Source organism: Nonlabens sp. SY33080 (assembly GCF_011784885.1).
Lineage (GTDB): Bacteria > Bacteroidota > Bacteroidia > Flavobacteriales > Flavobacteriaceae > Nonlabens > Nonlabens tegetincola.
The window spans coordinates 174,906-193,237 of record NZ_CP050461.1 but is presented as its reverse complement, the minus strand read 5'-3'; the positions used below and the strand labels follow the sequence as shown (position 1 = coordinate 193,237).

Here is an 18,332-nt window from a genome sequence, read left to right as displayed (position 1 = left end):
TCATGTTACGTATTAAAAATAATATTTTAAAGGCTTGCCTCATGGCAAGCCTTATTCTCTTAAATTACGCCTGTAAGCAACCTCAAGAATATTCCCATATAAGTACTACCAAGCACTGGGAAGAACTTGAGTCTACTTATAAAAAGGAACTTATTGAAAATCGTGATATTCTCGATTCTATTAGTGAGACCAAGGAGATCAAAGTAATGAGGGATTTGTTTAAAGTTTCTAGACAAAATTTCAAATCTCTTGAGCCCGTTCTATCATTTCATGATAAGCAAGTTTATGCTAGTTTGAACGCTCCAAATATACTGAAGGTAGAAGAGGAAGATGCTACAGATATCAAAGAACTAAATCCATTAAGTTTTCAATCTTTAGAGGAAAATATTTTCGGTGAAAATCCCGACCTCATACTTGCTCAAAAAACTGCTCATCACATGAGTAATAAAATGGATGCACTTGCTCGCAATGCCAATTTTTCTCACTATCAAACCTATCATGTATTATGGATGGTCCGTAATCAAATCCTACGTACAACAACCACAGGAATTACTGGGTATGACAGTCCAGCTTTACAAAACAGTTTAGAGGATGCTGTTTCCGCTTTCGCGAAAGCGGAATACCTCATCAATCTAGTGTTATCCAAACACCCTAATGAATCTCTAGCTAAAGAATGGGAAAACGCATTTACGGCAAATAACAACTACTTAAAAAAACATTCATTTTCTTCTTTTGATCGCTATCATTACATTAGAAATCATAGTGATCCCATGCTTAAATTATGGGCACAAACCGTTAAAGAACTGACCATTCATTTTCCACTAGAAATGGCGGTATCTAATGAAGCAGAAGCTCTATTTTCTAACGAACTACTCAATCTAGATCATTTTGCAGGATACCGAGTAGACACACTTACACAAGAAAAAATTGAGCTAGGAAAAAAACTATTCAATGAGAAAGGGTTTTCAAGTAACGGAGCAATAAGCTGTGCTACATGTCATGTAGATAAACTAGCATTTACAGACGGACTTGCAAAAAGTAAGGATCAAAAACGAAATAGCCCTAGCCTAACCTATGTAGCTTATCAAAATAATTTTTTCTACGATAAGAGATCTGGAAGTCTAGAAGGACAAATTATTAATGTAGTTGAAAATGAAACAGAATTTCACACTGATGTTTCTAAACTATTACAAGTGGTAAAGCAGAATGAGGATTACTTAAAATCAATTACAACTCTTTATCCTGATCAACCTTTAAATGAATCAACTGTAAGAAGATCCATAGCAGACTATTTACGTAGCTTGAATAGCTGGGATTCAAAATGGGATAGAAATCTACGAGGAGAAGAATCAAGCTTAACTTCGTCAGAAATTAATGGTTTTAATTTATTCATGGGTAAAGCACAATGTGCAACTTGTCATTTTGCCCCAGTTTTTAATGGAACTATTCCGCCTGATTTTACTGAAACCGAAGTTGAACATTTGGGAACTCCTGCAACAATTGAAAACACAAATGCTACAATTGACGAAGACCTAGGTGTGTATGAGGTTTATCAAACTGAATCTAGAAAACACTTTTTCAAAACTCCTAGTTTGCGCAATGTTGAAATCACATCACCGTACATGCACAACGGAGTTTACAGCACACTTGAGCAAGTAATTGATTTTTATAATCGTGGTGGTGGTTATGGTATTGGAATAACTGATCAAGAATATCAAACCTTGCCACCAGATCCATTAGACCTTACTAAACAAGAGCAAACTGATCTCATAAATTTTCTAAAAACCCTAACAGATCAACGATACGAATCAAATGTTGATCAAAGTATTTACTAAATAGGAAAGCGCCTTTCCTACTTGATTTTTATAACCATAAACAGGAGCAGCCTCGCATATATGAATATAGCGAGGCTGTCCTTTTTTGACTATTTCGGTAACTATATCTATTAATTCTTGAAATGAAAAACCTACAGGAGATTGTGCGCTACTTGGAAAGTCTTTTACTACGTCCATATCAATTTCAAGAGCAAAGTGTTCCAGTTTAATTTTATCAAACACCTGTTCTACTCTTTGAGTAAAGTCTATTCTATCTGTTATAAAATCTGCCGATATTCTCAAATCATGGTCAATGAGTTCTTGCATTTGAGTAGTAAGAGCACTAGGTTGTAATCCTATTGCATGATACCTGCCGATTGCTCCGTCTTTAAGTGCGTGAGAAAACCCGTTACCGCTGTGTCTTCCTATTACTGGTCGCAAATCAGTATGTGCGTCAATATTCACTACATCAATTGCATGGTCTACAGCTGTTGCTTTTAATAAAGGGTATGCATTATTATGACCGCCACCTATTACTATAGGGATTTTTCCTAATTGAACGATTTGACTTATGACCTGTTCTACTCGTTTATCTATTTCTTGTACACATTTACTTAAAATCAAACGATCATCTGGATGATAGGAATAAAGACCTTCACAAAAATCCATTTGATCCTCGGTCTTTATAGTTCCTAATACAGCAATATTATCTACTGAGCGATATCTATTAATTTGAGTAGAAAGAAAAATCGGTAAAAATGAATCCCAAGCTTCACTAGCTCCTACTCTACCAAAATTTGCTCTTACACCAATATCCTCTGGAATTCCTAGTAAGACATATTTTTCTTGACAACTAACTAAATCTGCATAACTATTAAGAAAGGTTATTTTTTCTGCATAAACAACAGAGGCGTCTTCCCTTTCTTTAAAATTATCAATTTGGGATCGGTGATTTACAAATTGCTTCTGAGCCGTCTTGTCAATAAATTTAACGTAATTCATACCTACATAAAAGTTCCTGAAATCATCACTTTATCAATTTGTGATGTTCCAAAATTATAAGGAATTCCAGCTAGATTATCAATATTTTTAAAGAATAATAAGTCGGCTCTTTTTCCTTTGGTTATACTTCCTACTGATTCATCAAGCTCTACAGCTGCGGCAGCGTTAATAGTTAGCGCATTAAAAGCTTGCTGCGGTGTCATTTTCATTTTAATACAAGCTAAGGAGAAAACAAAATTCAAATTTCCCGATGGTGTACTGCCTGGATTATAGTCACTAGCTAGTGCAACCGCAATATCTTTATCCATTAAATCATGAACAGGTGTATAATCTAATCCTAAGAAAAAACTGCAACTAGGTAAAGCCGTAGCAATTGTTTTTGAATTACTCAGTGATTCTAAGTCTTCATCTTCTAGAATCTCAAGGTGATCTACACTTATAGCATTATGTTCTACCGCTTTTTCAATAGCTCCCAATGCATTGAACTGATTTACATGGACCTTTGCTTTTAAACCGTATTTTGCTCCAGCTTCTAAAATTTGGACCATTTGTGAAACTGAAAAGTAATTTTTTTCACAAAAGACATCGATATAATCTGCGAGATTTTCAGAGGCTACTTTAGGTAGCATTTCTGCAATGATAAAATCTACATAGCCTTGTTTATTGTCCTTATACTTCAATGGCACCGCATGAGCTCCTAGAAAAGTAGCTTTGATAGACATAAATACTCCAGGTGATAGCTCGGTTTCTTTAAGGCGTTTAATAACTCTAAGCATTTTTAACTCGCCTTCCATGGATAATCCGTATCCACTTTTAATCTCAATAGATGTTGTTCCTGTTTTTATTACCTCTTTAAGTCTTATTAATGCTTGTTCGTACAATTCATCTTCGCTCATGTTTTGCAATCTGGCAGCACTATTTAAAATTCCTCCACCACGAGCAGCAATTTGTTCATAGGTTAATCCGTTGATTCTGTCCTCAAATTCCTTTTCTCTTGTAGCTGCAAAAACAAGGTGAGTATGACTATCAACATATCCAGGAGTTACTATAGTATTTTGTACATCGACTATTTGATCCTGGTTTTCAACAACAACTAGATCACTCATTTTTCCAAAATCCTCGATTACACCATCTTTTATCTTGATAAAAGCATTTTTAATGCTGGGACATTCTTTCATTTGACTGCCTATTACTCTTTTGATGGATGCGTCACGTATTTGAAAAAGCTCTTTAATATTAGTGTAAACAGTGGTCATTTATAATTGGATTTTGTAATCAGGTAAAGGTATGTTTTTGCAGGTAATTGTGAGAAGATGTGATAGACAGTTCTTACATTCGCTTTATGAAAAAAAATATTAATTACCTGTGCGTTCATTCTGGGCAATTAAGAGATGACAAATACGGTGGTGCTACCGCTCCATTGTACCTATCTACAGCCTACGATTACCGCAATCCTGGCACTAATTTATATCCTCGTTACATGAATACACCTAATCAAGTTGCATTGGGTGAAAAGATGGCTGCATTAGAAAATACAGAGGCCGGACTCATTTTAGCGAGTGGCATGGCTGCCATAAGTGCTGTTTTCATGAGCTTTTTGAAAACTGGTGACCACATCATTTTACAAAGGGCTATTTACGGCGGAACAGCACATTTTGCCGCTGCCGAATTTAAAAATACGGGTATTGAATTTACCATGGTTGAACGTATTAATGAAGAAAACCTTCAAAAAGCTCTTCGACCGAATACTAAAATGATTTATGTAGAAACACCTAGTAATCCTTTACTAGAGCTTGTTGATCTTGAAGTTGTTTCCGCTTTCGCGAAAGCGAACAAATTAAAATCTGTAATCGACAACACCTTTGCCTCACCTGTTAATCAAACACCAGCAGATTTTGGGATTGATATTATAATTCACAGTGCTACCAAGTATTTAGGTGGACACAGCGACATAACAGCAGGAACAGTAAGTGGCTCAAAACAGGATATTGATCGTGTGTGGAATACAGCTAAAAATTATGGAGGAAGTATAAGTGATCAAACCGCATGGATGCTAGATCGCAGTATAAAAACTCTAGGATTAAGAGTCAAAAAGCAATCGAAAAATGCAAAAAAACTGGCTAAGTTTTTAGAGTTACATCCGTTAATTAGAAAAGTGAACTATCCTGGATTGCCATCACATCCTGATTACGAAATTGCAACAAATCAAATGAAGGGCTATGGTGGTATGCTCTCTTTTGAGCTCAAAAGTTCTGTAAAAACGGATAAATTTTTAGAAGCACTAAACTTAATTCAGCCAGCATTAAGTCTTGCAGGAGTTGAAAGTACTATCCTAGCTCCTAGTTTAACATCACATAGTTTGTTGACACCAGAACAAAGAGCTGAGCAAGGAATAAGTGATGACTTGCTTAGGTTATCTGTAGGTATTGAGGAAGTAGATTTGTTAATTAACGACATCGAACAAGCGATGGAGAAAAGCACAAAATAATGGAGCCAATTAAATTAGATATACTTGCCATAGGTGCTCATCCTGATGATGTAGAATTAAGTTGTTCTGGCACATTAATTAAAGAGAAGTCATTAGGAAAAAAAATTGGTGTGCTTGATCTTACTCGTGGTGAATTAGGTTCACGAGGTAGTGCAGATATAAGAGATAAAGAAGCTGCAAATGCCGCTAAAGTTATGAATCTAGATGTAAGAGAAAATCTAGGATTTAAAGACGGCTTTTTTACTAACGATGAACATCATCAAATGGAAATCGTAAGGGTAATAAGAAAATATAGACCAGAAATCGTTTTATGTAATGCTATCGACGATCGTCATCCAGATCACGCAAAGGGTTCTAACCTTGCAAAAGTGAGCTGTTTTTTATCCGGTTTATTAAGGATTGAAACATTTTCAAATGGAAAAAAACAAGATCACTGGCGACCTAAACACGTTTATCATTATATACAATGGAAAGATATCGAACCAGATTTTGTTGTAGATATTTCAGGGTTTATAGATCAAAAATTAGAAGCAGTAATGGCTTATGAATCGCAGTTTTATAAAGCTGGTGATGAAGGTCCTAAAACCCCTATTAATTCGGAAAACTTCTTGCAAAGTATCAAGTACAGGGCAGCAAATTTAGGTCGATTAACGGGAAGCAATTATGCCGAAGGGTTTACAGTCGAACGATATCCCGCAATAAATAGTTTATTTGATTTAAAATAATTAAAAAAAATAGCGAGTATAATTTTTAAATGTTATAAATTTGCACCGCTTTAAAAGTCGTGGTTGAGATATCTTGAGCACCACGTTAAAAAACTCACATTGATATGGTGGTTGTAGCTCAGCTGGTTAGAGCGCCGGATTGTGGTTCCGGAGGTCGCCGGTTCGAAACCGGTCTTCCACCCAAAAAGCCTTAGATATTCTAAGGCTTTTTTTATTTCTATACTTGTCGTGCGTTCCTAATAATTTATCATTGGACTTCCAATATTTTAATTTCTTTATACTATCACTGTGATGTTTTATCGCTAAAACGTTAAACATTAAGATTAAAATCAATTATCATGCCGTATCGATTAACAAATGATAAATTTAATATTATGATGCATTTAATCGAAAATATAAAATGTAAAAATAGTCCTACATCAGCTTTAAGTATTTGAATATCATAATTTTATATATGAAATCATGAATTTTATGTAAAAAACGTATTTTGTTGCTAAGGATTTAATCTTCTAGTTTTAAGGCATTAACCTTTAAATTTTTTAAAAATGAAAAAATCCCTTATCAAATTATCAATGATTGGATTTGCATTAGTAGGTCTTTTAATTACTTCCTGTTCCTCGGATGAGTCACGAGAAGAAAATTTAGACAATCCTAGATTAAAAGCTATACAAGATCATGCTGTTAAACTTGGTTATAAAGTAGAAGACGTAGAATTAAAAGACTTTCTTCTACCTGATAACACTTCAATTGAACGTGTTTTTCTTCAAGATGATATTGCTTTAAGTGAAGATGAGTTCTTTGCACTTGAACGAGAAGGAGATCTTGAAAAGCAATACAGAACTTTTAATCTAGTTAGCGGTTCAAACACAACAATTGATATACTAGGTTACACTGGTAATAATCAATATGGATTATCTTCTAAGGCACAGACTGGATTAAGATGGGCAGTAGCAAATTACAATCGTTTAAGTGGAGTAAGTCTGAATTTTAGACTGACTTTTGGAACTGACACTAATAGTGCCGATATGGTAGTTTACGATACTTCCTTTTCTAATTCTGGATCTGGTGGTGTAGCTGGATTTCCTTCGAACGGGCGTCCTTACAAATGGTGTCAAATCTATAATTTAGAAAGCTTTTCGACTAATGTGAATGAACATGTAATTTGTCATGAAATGGGCCACTCTATAGGTTTCCGTCACAGTGATTGGTTTTCTAGACAATCTTGTAATCAGTCTGGAGAGTCTGCAGGTTCTGATGGGGCCGTTCATTTAGCTGGTACACCAACTGGTTGGGATCCTACTAGCCTTATGAATGCATGTTTTTCTGGAAGTACAGGTGGAGAGTTTAATAATAACGACATCACTGCCCTACAGGCAATGTATTAAGTTAGATTTTTTTTGGAAGAAAAGCCCGAAGAATAACTTCGGGCTTTTTTTGATTAGTATTTTAAAATAGAATGTGTCGATTCAGAAAACTGTTTTCTCCCATTTAAAAAGCCAAGTTCAAGTACAAAATTAGCATACACCTTACTTGCTCCTGCCTCCTTTAACAATGTTATAGCAGCCGCAGCTGTTCCTCCTGTGGCCAAAACATCATCATGAAGTAAAACTACATCATCCTCTTTAATCGATTTCTCCTGAATTTCTAATGAATCTGTTCCGTATTCTAGCTCATAGCTTGTTTTCAGTATTGGTCCAGGAAGTTTTCCAGGTTTACGTATCATAATAAATTTGGCCTTCAACTTTTGCGCAAGCAACATTCCAAATAAAAATCCTCTTGATTCTATACCAGCAACTACATCAATCCTTTTATTCTGATAAGGTTGTATTAATTTATCTACGACATCACTTCTGATCTCATTAGTACTTAATAAACCAGAGATATCTTTAAAAATGATTCCTTGTTTAGGAAAATCTGGGACATCAACTACAATTGCTTTTAATTCTTTTTCAGTCATAGTTCAAAATTAAAAAACTGAATAAACTTTTTAATTAAAGTTATTTCAATATTTAAAAAATGATAGTATATTTGCAACCGCTTTGTGAGAAACATGTTTTCATTAAGCAACGATAAAGGCCTCGTGGCGCAACTGAATAGCGCATCTGATTACGGCTCAGAAGGTTACAGGTTTGAATCCTGTCGAGGTCACTTTAGTCATTGCAAAATGACAACAAAGCCACGCAATCACTATGATTTGCGTGGCTTTCTGGTTTTTAGACCAACATTTGAAATGAAACGATTTGCTTCTATATGGTAGCTAATCGTCAGTTAATTTTCAAAGTGTCAGTTGAACTGACACTTTCAAGAAAAGCTTTGAAATACTTGCTATAGTTGATTTGACATTCGTCAAGACGATTTGTATAATCTAAAGACGACAACTATGCGGTCAACAAACACATTCTCAATTCTCTTTTGGGCAGACCAAAAGAACGCCACAGATGGCGAAGCTCTGGTTTATGCCAGAATCACGGTAAACCAAAAACGAGCTAACATCAGTTTAAAAAGACGAGTGCCGGTAAAACTTTGGGACCCTAAGAAAAACCGAAGTAAGGGTAACTCTGCAGAAGCTCGCCAACTCAATCAGTATATCGACCAGACTTACACTAAGCTCTTCCAGATATACCAAGACTTAAAATTTCAAGAAAAATTGATAACGGCCAAGCTCATAAAAGCCCACTACACAGGCGAGAACGAGCAATCCAAATCACTTCAAAACCTCATCGCCTATCACAGTAAAAAAATTGAAAATACTCTGGCAAAGGGAACGATTAGAAACTTCGGAGTGACCGAAAACTACCTCAACAGATTTCTCAACAAAGTCAAGAAAACAACCGATATCTATTTAAAAGAGCTCGATTATAAATTCCTGTGCGACTTCGAAAATTACTTAGCCAATTACTGGCCAGCTGGTCATCCAAAAGCCTTAAGCCAGAATACTATAATGAAGCATATTCAACGTTTACGTAAAATAGTAACGTTGGCTTATCATATGGAATGGATTCCACGGGACCCATTTGTAAGATGGAAACCAGTTTACGAGAAGAAGCAACGTGAGTTCCTTTCTGAAAATGAGCTTTCCAATATGGAAAACTTTCAGTTTTCTATCGAACGCCTGGACAGAGTGCGTGACTTATTTGTGTTTAGCTGCTACACCGGTATCAGCTATGTGGATATAATGAATTTGACAGAAGATAATTTGGTGCTTGGTATGGATGGCGGAAATTGGATATATACCAAACGTCAAAAAACAAAATCTTCAGTCAAAGTCCCGTTACTTGGAAAAGCAGAAGAAATCATTTCTAAATATGAAGGGCATCCTATGACAGAAGTAACAGGAACACTTTTGCCAGTAATCACTAATGAGAAATTGAACGTGTATCTAAAGGAAGTTGCTCACTATGTTGGTATAACTAAAAATCTAACGTTTCATATGGCACGCCATACCTTTGCAACTACCATAACGCTTTCCAATGGTGTTCCTATAGAAACGGTATCAAAACTCTTAGGACATAGTAAAATTGCTACTACTCAAATTTATGCTCGAGTACTCGAGCATAAGGTTAGCAATGATATGGATATCTTGAAAAACAAGTTGTTGAAGAATAAAAATGAACGCATTAAAAAAGCAGACTAATAACCAAATTTATACTTTCAAGAAGCATTCTAAATAAGAAAGTACAACAAATTATATCAAATTTTATTATTTTTGTACTTAATGAAGAAATTCCTCCACAAATCGATGGCTATCTTAATGGCAGTCGTTGTACTTTTTACCACGATGTCATTTACTGTTGATATGCATTATTGTGGGGATTCTCTTGTAGATTTTTCATTGTTCCAATCAGCAGAAACCTGTGGAATGGAAAAAGAGCAGTCAAGTATAGGTTGTGAAAATCCGATGCTTACCAAAAATTCCTGTTGCTCTGATGAGCAATTAATTATTGAAGGACAGGATGATTTAAAGCAAAACTTTACCAAGTTGACTTGCGAGCAGCAAACGTTCATCGCTGCTTTTACATATTCTTATATAAACCTATTTGAAGGAACCGAATCTGAAGAAGTTCCTTTTGAAGATTACCCGCGACCCTTTGTCAAACGGGATGTGCAAGTGATGTACCAGACTTTCTTAATTTGATTTGTTAGATTTTTTGAATGAAGCCCAATAGCTATGCTGTAGTGGGCTAAAACTCGTGTTTGCCATTTTCCGCAACACGTAATTCCAATTATCTAATACATCAAATGTTATGCTGAATAAGAGCATTAAATTTCTCATAGAAAACAAACTTGTTGCCGTTCTACTATTCGCCCTATTTGTGGGTTGGGGCGTGGTCAACGCACCCTTTAATTGGGAAACGGGCTTTTTACCTACAGACCCAGTTGCCGTTGATGCCATACCGGATATTGGCGAGAACCAGCAAATTGTTTTTACCAAGTGGCAAGGTCGCTCGCCACAGGACATTGAAGACCAAATCACATATCCTCTTACCACTTCGCTTCTCGGTATTCCAGGTGTGAAAACCATTCGTAGTTCGTCTATGTTTGGATTTTCAAGCATCTATATCATTTTTGAAGAAGACATCGAGTTCTACTGGTCACGCAGTCGCATACTTGAAAAACTGAACTCACTTCCTGCAAACCTATTACCTGATGGTGTCAATCCATCATTAGGACCAGATGCCACGGGTCTCGGACAGATTTTTTGGTACACGCTGGAAGGTCGTGATAAAGACGGCAACGTAACTGGCGGATGGGATTTACAGGAATTGCGTAGCATACAGGATTACTATGTGAAATATGGATTGTCATCGGCAAGTGGTGTTTCTGAAGTAGCTTCCATTGGTGGCTATGTTCAGGAATACCAAGTGGACATTGACCCAGAAAAAATGCGCCAGTACAACGTGAGTATGGGCGATGTGGTTAAAGCCGTCAAACAGAGCAATCAAGATATAGGGGCACAGACTCTCGAAATCAATCAAGCGGAATACCTCGTACGCGGATTGGGTTACGTCAAGTCCATAGCAGATATTGAAAATGCAGTTGTAGATTCTGAAAATTTCACTTCCATCCGCATCAAAGATGTGGCTAACGTCCATTTGGGGCCTGCTACCAGACGTGGTATTCTCGATAAGGAAGGGGCCGAAGTCGTAGGTGGTGTCGTAGTCGCTCGCTACGGTGCAAATCCGTTGGAAGTTATCAATAATGTCAAGGCGCAAATTGCCGAAATAAGCTCTGGACTTCCCACAAAAACTTTATCAGATGGTCGCATTTCGCAAGTTACCATTGTACCATTTTATGACCGGACAGAACTCATACAAGAAACGCTGGGAACGCTCAATGAAGCACTCACTTTGGAAATCCTAATTACCATTTTGGTCATTATTATAATGGTTTTCAATCTGCGTGCATCCATCCTTATTTCAGGGTTGTTACCCGTAGCCGTTTTGATGGTTTTCATCACGATGAAGCTCTTTAATGTAGATGCAAATATCGTCGCACTTTCAGGTATTGCCATTGCCATCGGTACAATGGTGGACGTGGGCGTGATACTCGCCGAAAATATGATACGGCACTTGGAAGATGAAAAGCTGCGCCTTAATGAAAACGGTAAAGAATACACCACAAACGAAATCATCTACAACGCAACTGCCGAAGTCTCTGGTGCTATTCTAACAGCAGTTTTAACAACAATAATCAGTTTCCTGCCCGTATTTACAATGATTGGTGCCGAAGGAAAACTATTCCGTCCGCTTGCCTTTACCAAAACAATGGCACTCACGGCATCACTCATCATTGCGCTATTTCTCATCCCACCCATTGCGGCATTTCTTTTCCGTAAGACGAATTTGCGTGAACGGACACAGTACGTCATCAATGGCTTACTTGTTTTATTGGGAATTCTCGCCATCGTTTACGGCTTTTGGTTGGGGCTAATTCTAATTGCCTTTGCCATAACATCACTTTTAAAGATGCGTGGTACGCTTTCGCGAAATCGAGCTGGCGAGATTCACGACCAACGAGAGAGCGTAGCGGTAAAGCGTAAAAACCTTCTGGACATCATCATTTCATCGGTTGCCATCGTATTCTTGCTCGCTACCTACTGGCGACCGTTAGGCTTTGACCGAAGTATTGTGATGAACTTGTTATTTGTTTCCATTATCTGTTTTGGACTGCTTGGTGTGTTCTCGATTTTCAGGATATACTATGAGCGTATTTTGCGATGGGCACTTCAGAACCGATATCTATTCTTAATCGTTCCGGCTACGGTGCTCACGTTGGGTATCATTATTATGCGAAATACGGGCAAAGAGTTTATGCCAGCGCTGAATGAAGGCTCTTTCCTGCTGATGCCTACATCCTTACCACACGCTGGTGTGGAAGAAAACAAGCGAGTCTTACAACAGCTCGATATGGCGGTGGCGAGCATCCCTGAAATTGAAACCGTAGTAGGAAAAGCAGGACGAACGGAAAGCGCACTCGACCCAGCACCACTCTCGATGTATGAGAATGTCATTCAGTATAAATCTGAATATATGCGGAATAGTTCAGGCGAGCGACAACGCTATAAGGTCAATGACGATGGATTGTTTGTACTGAAGAACGACAAATTTATTATTAACCCAAATAATGAGATAGACGAAGATGTCAATTATGACAAAGCATCGCTCAAGACTACCGCTACACGCGAAGAGTTGATTGAAGATGAAAACGGCGAGTATTACCGAAACTGGCGACCAGACATCGAGAGTCCAGATGATATTTGGAACGAGATAGTTCGAGTAACCAAACTACCAGGCGTGACATCTGCACCCAAGTTGCAACCCATCGAAACACGATTGGTAATGCTACAAACGGGAATGCGAGCACCTATGGGTATCAAGGTAAAAGGTCCCGATTTAAAGTCCATAGAAAATTTTGGACTGCAACTGGAAGACATCTTGAAACAAGCCGAAGGCGTTAAAGAACAAGCTGTCTTTGCAGACCGTATCGTGGGCAAACCCTACTTGCTCATCGATATTAAGCGAGACCAATTGGCTCGATATGGCATATCCATTATGGACGTGCAGGAAATCCTTCAAGTGGCCGTGGGCGGTATGCCACTAACGCAAACCGTGGAAGGTCGTGAGCGTTATGCCGTTCGGGTTCGCTATCCACGAGAATTGCGGGCAAATCCAGACGACTTGCATAATATCTATGTTCCTGTTGAAAAAGGAAGTCCCGTACCGCTGGGCGAATTGGTTGAAATTCGATACGAGCAAGGACCACAGGTCATTAAGAGTGAAGATACTTTTCTAATTGGCTATGTGCTGTTTGATAAACTCGATGGCTTTGCCGAAGTAGATGTGGTGGAAAATGCCCAAGCCTTAATTCAAGAAAATATTGATAACGGTTCGCTGGTCGTACCACAAGGCGTGAGCTATCGCTTTACGGGAACCTATGAAAATCAGTTACGAGCAGAAAAAACGCTATCGGTTGTCGTACCGCTTTGTTTGCTGGTTATTTTCTTGATTTTGTATTTCCAATTCAGGTCGGTTTCCACATCGCTTATGGTGTTTACCGCAATCGCCGTGGCCTTTGCTGGTGGCTTTATAATGATATGGCTATACGGACAAGATTGGTTTTTCAATTTCGGCTTTTTTGGCGAAAATCTGCGGGATTTGTTCAATATGAAAACCATCAATTTAAGTGTAGCCGTTTGGGTAGGTTTTATCGCCCTATTTGGTATTGCTACGGATGATGGCGTGGTAATGGCCACCTATTTAGACCAATCTTTCAAAAGCAACGAACCAGACAATAAAAAGGGCATTCGTCTCGCCACTTTGGAAGCCGCAGGTAAACGTATTCGTCCGTGTTTGATGACTACTGTAACTACGGTACTGGCACTACTTCCCGTACTTACATCCACAGGCAAGGGAAGCGATATAATGATACCGATGGCGATACCCATTTTTGGCGGAATGATAATCGATGTTACGTCCTATTTCCTACTGCCAGTCTTATATAGCTGGAAAAAGGAATACCAACTTAAAAAAGCAAACAGATGAAGAAATTAAAATATATACTGGTGTTCTTGTTTGTTTCCGCTTTCGCGAAAGCGCAACAATTACAATCCTACATTAAGGAAGCCGAAGCGAACAATCCAGAAATTCAAGCCTTTGAACTGCGCTATAATATTGCCGAAGAAAAGGTAAATGAAGCCAACTGGATTCCAAATACCGAAGTGAGTGCCGGCTATTTTGTGAGTGAGCCTGAAACCAGAGTCGGTGCGCAACGTGCACGAATAGGCGTAAAACAGATGTTGCCGTGGTTTGGTACCATTACCGCTCGTGAAAATTATGCCACCGCAATGGCAGATGCCGAATATGTGGATATCACGATTGCAAAGCGCAAGCTCGCACTTTCGGTTGCACAATCCTATTATCGTTTATATTCCATACGTGCCAAGCAAGCCGTACTGGATGAAAACATACAACTACTGGAAACCTACGAACGACTTGCACTCACATCTGTAGAAGTGGGCAAAGCGAGTGCCGTAGATGTGTTGCGACTTCAGATTAGACAAAATGAATTACACCAACAAAAGGAAGTGCTGGAAGAAGAATTTACAGCAGAACAAACGGCTTTTAACAATCTGCTCAACCGTGATTCGATGATGACGGTTATCGTCGTTCCAGAAATGGAAATTCCGCAGGAAGACCCATTTTACAACAATGAAGCGCTATCGCTCAATCCCGAACTGCTCAAATATGACAAACTCTATGAATCGGTAGCACAATCCGAACTGCTCAACCAACGTGAGAGTTTGCCTATGATTGGTTTTGGTGTGGATTACTTGCCCGTAACGGAACGTAGCGATGTGAACTTTAGCGATAATGGGAAAGATGTATTGATGCCAATGGTTTCGGTATCCATCCCCATTTTCAACAACCGTTATAAATCCATTTCAAGGCAAAACGAGTTGCGTCAGCAAGAAATAGAAACCCAACGGGAACAGCGATTGAATGTGCTGGAATCCGCTTTCGCGAAAGCGCAATCACAACGCAACCAAGCCCGCATCGCTTATAACACCCAAGACAGCAACCTGAAGCAAGCGCAAGATGCCGAAGAAATTCTGGTAAAAAATTATGAAACAGGCACCATCGATTTTAATGATGTGCTGGACATTCAGGAACTGCAATTAAAATTTCAAATGAATCAAATCGAGTCGGTGCAAATGTACTATGTACAATCGGCCATTATTAACTATTTAATCAATTAATTATGGTCAAGGATTTTTACATAAAAAATATGGTTTGTGATAGATGTATCAAGGTGCTCAAATCTGAAATTGAATTGCAGGGCATTGAACTAAAAGAAATTGAATTGGGACGTGTAAAACTTGACATCAAGAACGACGATGAGCGATATGCTTTTAAGGAAATTCTGAGTAATAACGGCTTCGCAATTATCGATTCTGCTGAGGATACACTAACTGAGCAGGTGAAAATAATTCTTATAAAAATGATGGAAAATCTACCCATCCAACTAAGCGACAAATTATCTAAGCACCTATCAGAAAAATTACATCAAGACTATTCAAAAATCAGTAAGGTATTCTCATTCACACAAGGAAATACCATTGAAAAATACTTCATTAAACTGAAAATCGAAAAGGTCAAGGAACTCATACAAACACAGGAAAAGAATTTTACCGAGATAAGTCAACTATTGGATTATAGCCATATCAATCATTTGAGTAGACAATTTAAGACCGAAACAGGAATGAGCTTAACGACCTATAAAAAGCAACAGCAAAATTTTAGGAATTCATTAGACCAAATTTTATAGATAAGAACCAAGATTATGACACAACTCGCTGAAAAACAGCTTTAATTTTGGTAAAAATTAAAAATAAATATGAAAAAACTACTAATATTCTTCTTAATACTATTTGGATTTGCAATGCAAGCACAAAAACCAGACAATCCTTTTGTGGCCAACAAATCCGAAGAAAATGTTGATAATTGGCCAGAACGTGTCTATGATTTAACTATTGATTATGAGACTGTAAACTACACGGGTAAAGGTGTAAAAGCGATGACCTTTAATGGTAGTATTCCTGGTCCAACTTTAGAATTTAATGAAGGGGAATTTGCTATTATTAACGTAACCAATAAAATGGATGTAGAAACATCTGTGCACTGGCACGGTTTAATACTTCCACATTTTTACGATGGTGTACCTTATCTAAATACACCACCTATTAAGCCAGGCGAAACTCAACAGTACAAATTTGCGCTCAAACAATCTGGAACTTATTGGTATCACTCACATACGGGATTGCAAGAGCAACGTGGTGTTTATGGCTCAATTCAAATCAATCCTAAAGAGACCACATTAGAGTATGATAAAGATTTGGTACTCGTACTTTCGGACTGGATGGATGAAAATCCTAAAACACAACTCCGTAACTTAAAACGAGGTAATGAATGGTACCTCATTAAGAAAAATCAAGTACAAAGTTGGGATAAAGTAATCGCCAGAGGTGCTGTTGGAGCTAAGTTGAAAATGATGTGGCAACGTATGCCAGATATGGCTATACTTGACAATTACTACGATTATTTTTTTATAAATGGAAAACCTGAACAGAACTATCCTGATTTTAAACCTGGTGAAAAGGTAAGGGTACGTTTTGTAAATGCAGCTGCTGCCACTTATTTCTGGCTTACATTCGGTGGCGAAGACCCTACGCTAGTAGCAGCGGATGGGTTAGATGTTGTTCCTGTACCACACAATAAAACATTAATCGGAGTTGCCGAAACATATGACTTTATAGTAACTATTCCAGAAAGCGGAAAGCTGGAAATCCTTGCAACTTCACAAGACGGTTCTGGTAAAGCATCTACCTTTTTAGGAACAGGCAATACATTGAAAGCTCCAGAAGTTCCTAGACCTGATTTGATTAAACAGATGCAAGAGATGATGTCAATGGATATGAAAATGGGAGCCCCAGCAGTTAAGTTCAACCCTTCAAAAAATGATAGTATTGAAAAAATGAAGAAATACGCAATGAAGATGGATGGAATGCAAATGGATGGAATGAATATGAAAGATGACAAAATGCAGATGGATGGGATGCAGAAAGATAAAGATTCCATCAAAATGAAAGACAACGGTATGGCTCATCAGGATATGAAAATGAAAGACGATAAGATGCAAATGGATGGTGGAATGAAAATGGGCTATATGGTTCCAAAAGACAAAGTGATAGGTGATAATATGAAAACAGGTGGTAATCCTGAATTTAATTATCACTATTTAAAAGCGCCAGAAAGTACCGAATTTGAGGAAGACAGACCTACACGTGAGATGCTATTTAACCTAACTGGTAATATGAACCGATATGTATGGTCAATAAACGGAGTACCACTTTCAGAAACCGATAAAATAAAAATCAATCAGGGAGAAGTTGTACGAATAACGCTTAACAATATGACAATGATGCACCACCCAATGCATCTACACGGACACTTTTTTAGGGTACTTAATGAAAATGGTGAGCGCAGTCCATTAAAACACACGGTTAATGTTGCACCGATGCAAAAGGTAGTCATTGAGTTTGCTGCGGATGAAAAGGGTGATTGGTATTTTCATTGTCACGTTCTATATCACGTAAACAGTGGTATGGCTAGAATTTTTAGCTACGATACACCACGAGATGAACGATTAGAAGGATATCCTTTGACCAATCTTACCAATGAGGCAAATCATATGTTCACTTGGGGAGAAGTCACTGGGGCAAGCCATATGACAGAATTATATTATACGGCAACGAACATTCGTAATCAGTTTACCTTAAGAGGAGAATATGGCTGGAATGAAAATTTAGAAGCAGAGTTTACATACGAGCGTTGGCTCAATAGTTATTTCAGGGTTTTTGGAGGTGTAAATGTTGAAAACGAAGGCGTGGATAGCCTTGAAGAAATATCTACCACAGGTGTCGTAGGTGTTCGTTATTTGCTTCCACTTCTAATCGATTCCGATTTACGGATTGATAACAAGTTACGTCCTACTATCTCTTTTGCGACAGCGACTATGATATTTAGAAATGTTGCCCTTTATGGTGAGTATGAATACCAAATGGATTTTGGTTGGGTAAATGACTTTGAAGAAGGGACTGATTTTGAAGAAGAAACGACTTGGCAAGTAGGACTTGAATATGTACTGAGTAGAGATTTCTCTTTAATGGGAAGCTATGACAACCGTTTTGGATGGGGTGGCGGACTTTCATTAAGATTTTAAAACAATAATTAACTTAAATAAACA

General features: G+C 37.9%; 13 protein-coding genes and 2 tRNA genes. 12 read left to right on the top strand and 3 right to left on the bottom strand.

The genetic code is table 11. The annotated features are described in order from the left end of the window. Window positions 1-41 precede the first annotated feature (41 nt). A complete protein-coding gene (locus HCN53_RS00895; protein ID WP_206063928.1) occupies window positions 42-1,835 on the top strand; it encodes a cytochrome-c peroxidase in 1,794 nt (597 codons plus the stop codon). Here HCN53_RS00895 and HCN53_RS00890 read toward each other — a convergent pair. Both HCN53_RS00890 and hutI read right to left on the bottom strand, forming a co-directional pair. Then, complete coding sequence (locus HCN53_RS00890) at window positions 1,809-2,816, bottom strand: formimidoylglutamase (protein WP_167341689.1); 1,008 nt, start codon at window positions 2,814-2,816, stop codon at window positions 1,809-1,811. The two genes, HCN53_RS00895 and HCN53_RS00890, sit on opposite strands and share 27 nt — an antisense overlap. A 2-nt stretch (window positions 2,817-2,818) precedes the next feature. Beyond that, window positions 2,819-4,072: an imidazolonepropionase gene (hutI, locus tag HCN53_RS00885; RefSeq protein WP_167341688.1), complete on the bottom strand. Its 1,254-nt coding sequence runs from the start codon at window positions 4,070-4,072 to the stop codon at window positions 2,819-2,821. An 86-nt stretch (window positions 4,073-4,158) separates the two neighbouring features. Between hutI and HCN53_RS00880 the strand changes: the two genes are divergently transcribed. The 4 genes from HCN53_RS00880 (at window position 4,159) to HCN53_RS00865 (ending at window position 7,414) form a co-directional block, all read left to right on the top strand. After that, window positions 4,159-5,304, top strand: a complete 1,146-nt coding sequence (locus tag HCN53_RS00880; protein WP_167341687.1) for a trans-sulfuration enzyme family protein — start codon at window positions 4,159-4,161, stop codon at window positions 5,302-5,304. A gap of 8 nt (window positions 5,305-5,312) precedes the next feature. Continuing rightward, the gene (bshB1, locus tag HCN53_RS00875; protein ID WP_167343227.1) at window positions 5,313-6,029 is read left to right on the top strand and encodes a bacillithiol biosynthesis deacetylase BshB1; all 717 of its coding nucleotides are present in this window, start codon (window positions 5,313-5,315) and stop codon (window positions 6,027-6,029) included. Between the two features lie 106 nt (window positions 6,030-6,135). Then, window positions 6,136-6,211, top strand: a tRNA-His gene (locus HCN53_RS00870). A gap of 363 nt (window positions 6,212-6,574) precedes the next feature. Beyond that, a complete protein-coding gene (locus tag HCN53_RS00865; RefSeq protein WP_167341686.1) occupies window positions 6,575-7,414 on the top strand; it encodes a M57 family metalloprotease in 840 nt (279 codons plus the stop codon). 53 nt (window positions 7,415-7,467) lie between these two features. Here HCN53_RS00865 and HCN53_RS00860 read toward each other — a convergent pair whose 3' ends face one another. Next, window positions 7,468-7,986, bottom strand: a complete 519-nt coding sequence (locus tag HCN53_RS00860; RefSeq protein ID WP_167341685.1) for an adenine phosphoribosyltransferase — start codon at window positions 7,984-7,986, stop codon at window positions 7,468-7,470. A gap of 117 nt (window positions 7,987-8,103) precedes the next feature. Between HCN53_RS00860 and HCN53_RS00855 the strand changes: the two genes are divergently transcribed. The 7 genes from HCN53_RS00855 (at window position 8,104) to HCN53_RS00825 (ending at window position 18,308) form a co-directional block, all read left to right on the top strand. Then, window positions 8,104-8,177: transfer RNA gene (locus HCN53_RS00855), tRNA-Arg, on the top strand. Between the two features lie 232 nt (window positions 8,178-8,409). Beyond that, window positions 8,410-9,663: a site-specific integrase gene (locus tag HCN53_RS00850; protein WP_105018638.1), complete on the top strand. Its 1,254-nt coding sequence runs from the start codon at window positions 8,410-8,412 to the stop codon at window positions 9,661-9,663. An 81-nt stretch (window positions 9,664-9,744) separates the two neighbouring features. Beyond that, window positions 9,745-10,164, top strand: coding sequence for an HYC_CC_PP family protein (locus HCN53_RS00845; RefSeq protein WP_105018637.1), 420 nt, complete (start codon window positions 9,745-9,747; stop codon window positions 10,162-10,164). A gap of 109 nt (window positions 10,165-10,273) precedes the next feature. Further along, window positions 10,274-14,071, top strand: coding sequence for an efflux RND transporter permease subunit (locus HCN53_RS00840; RefSeq protein ID WP_167341684.1), 3,798 nt, complete (start codon window positions 10,274-10,276; stop codon window positions 14,069-14,071). Further along, window positions 14,068-15,285, top strand: coding sequence for a TolC family protein (locus HCN53_RS00835; protein WP_167341683.1), 1,218 nt, complete (start codon window positions 14,068-14,070; stop codon window positions 15,283-15,285). The genes HCN53_RS00840 and HCN53_RS00835 overlap by 4 nt, the downstream gene beginning before the upstream one ends. A gap of 2 nt (window positions 15,286-15,287) precedes the next feature. Continuing rightward, window positions 15,288-15,854 (top strand): helix-turn-helix domain-containing protein, encoded by a 567-nt coding sequence (locus tag HCN53_RS00830; RefSeq protein ID WP_105018634.1) that lies wholly within the window; start codon window positions 15,288-15,290, stop codon window positions 15,852-15,854. A 69-nt stretch (window positions 15,855-15,923) separates the two neighbouring features. Further along, window positions 15,924-18,308: a multicopper oxidase domain-containing protein gene (locus HCN53_RS00825; RefSeq protein ID WP_167341682.1), complete on the top strand. Its 2,385-nt coding sequence runs from the start codon at window positions 15,924-15,926 to the stop codon at window positions 18,306-18,308. The last annotated feature ends 24 nt before the right edge of the window (window positions 18,309-18,332 follow it).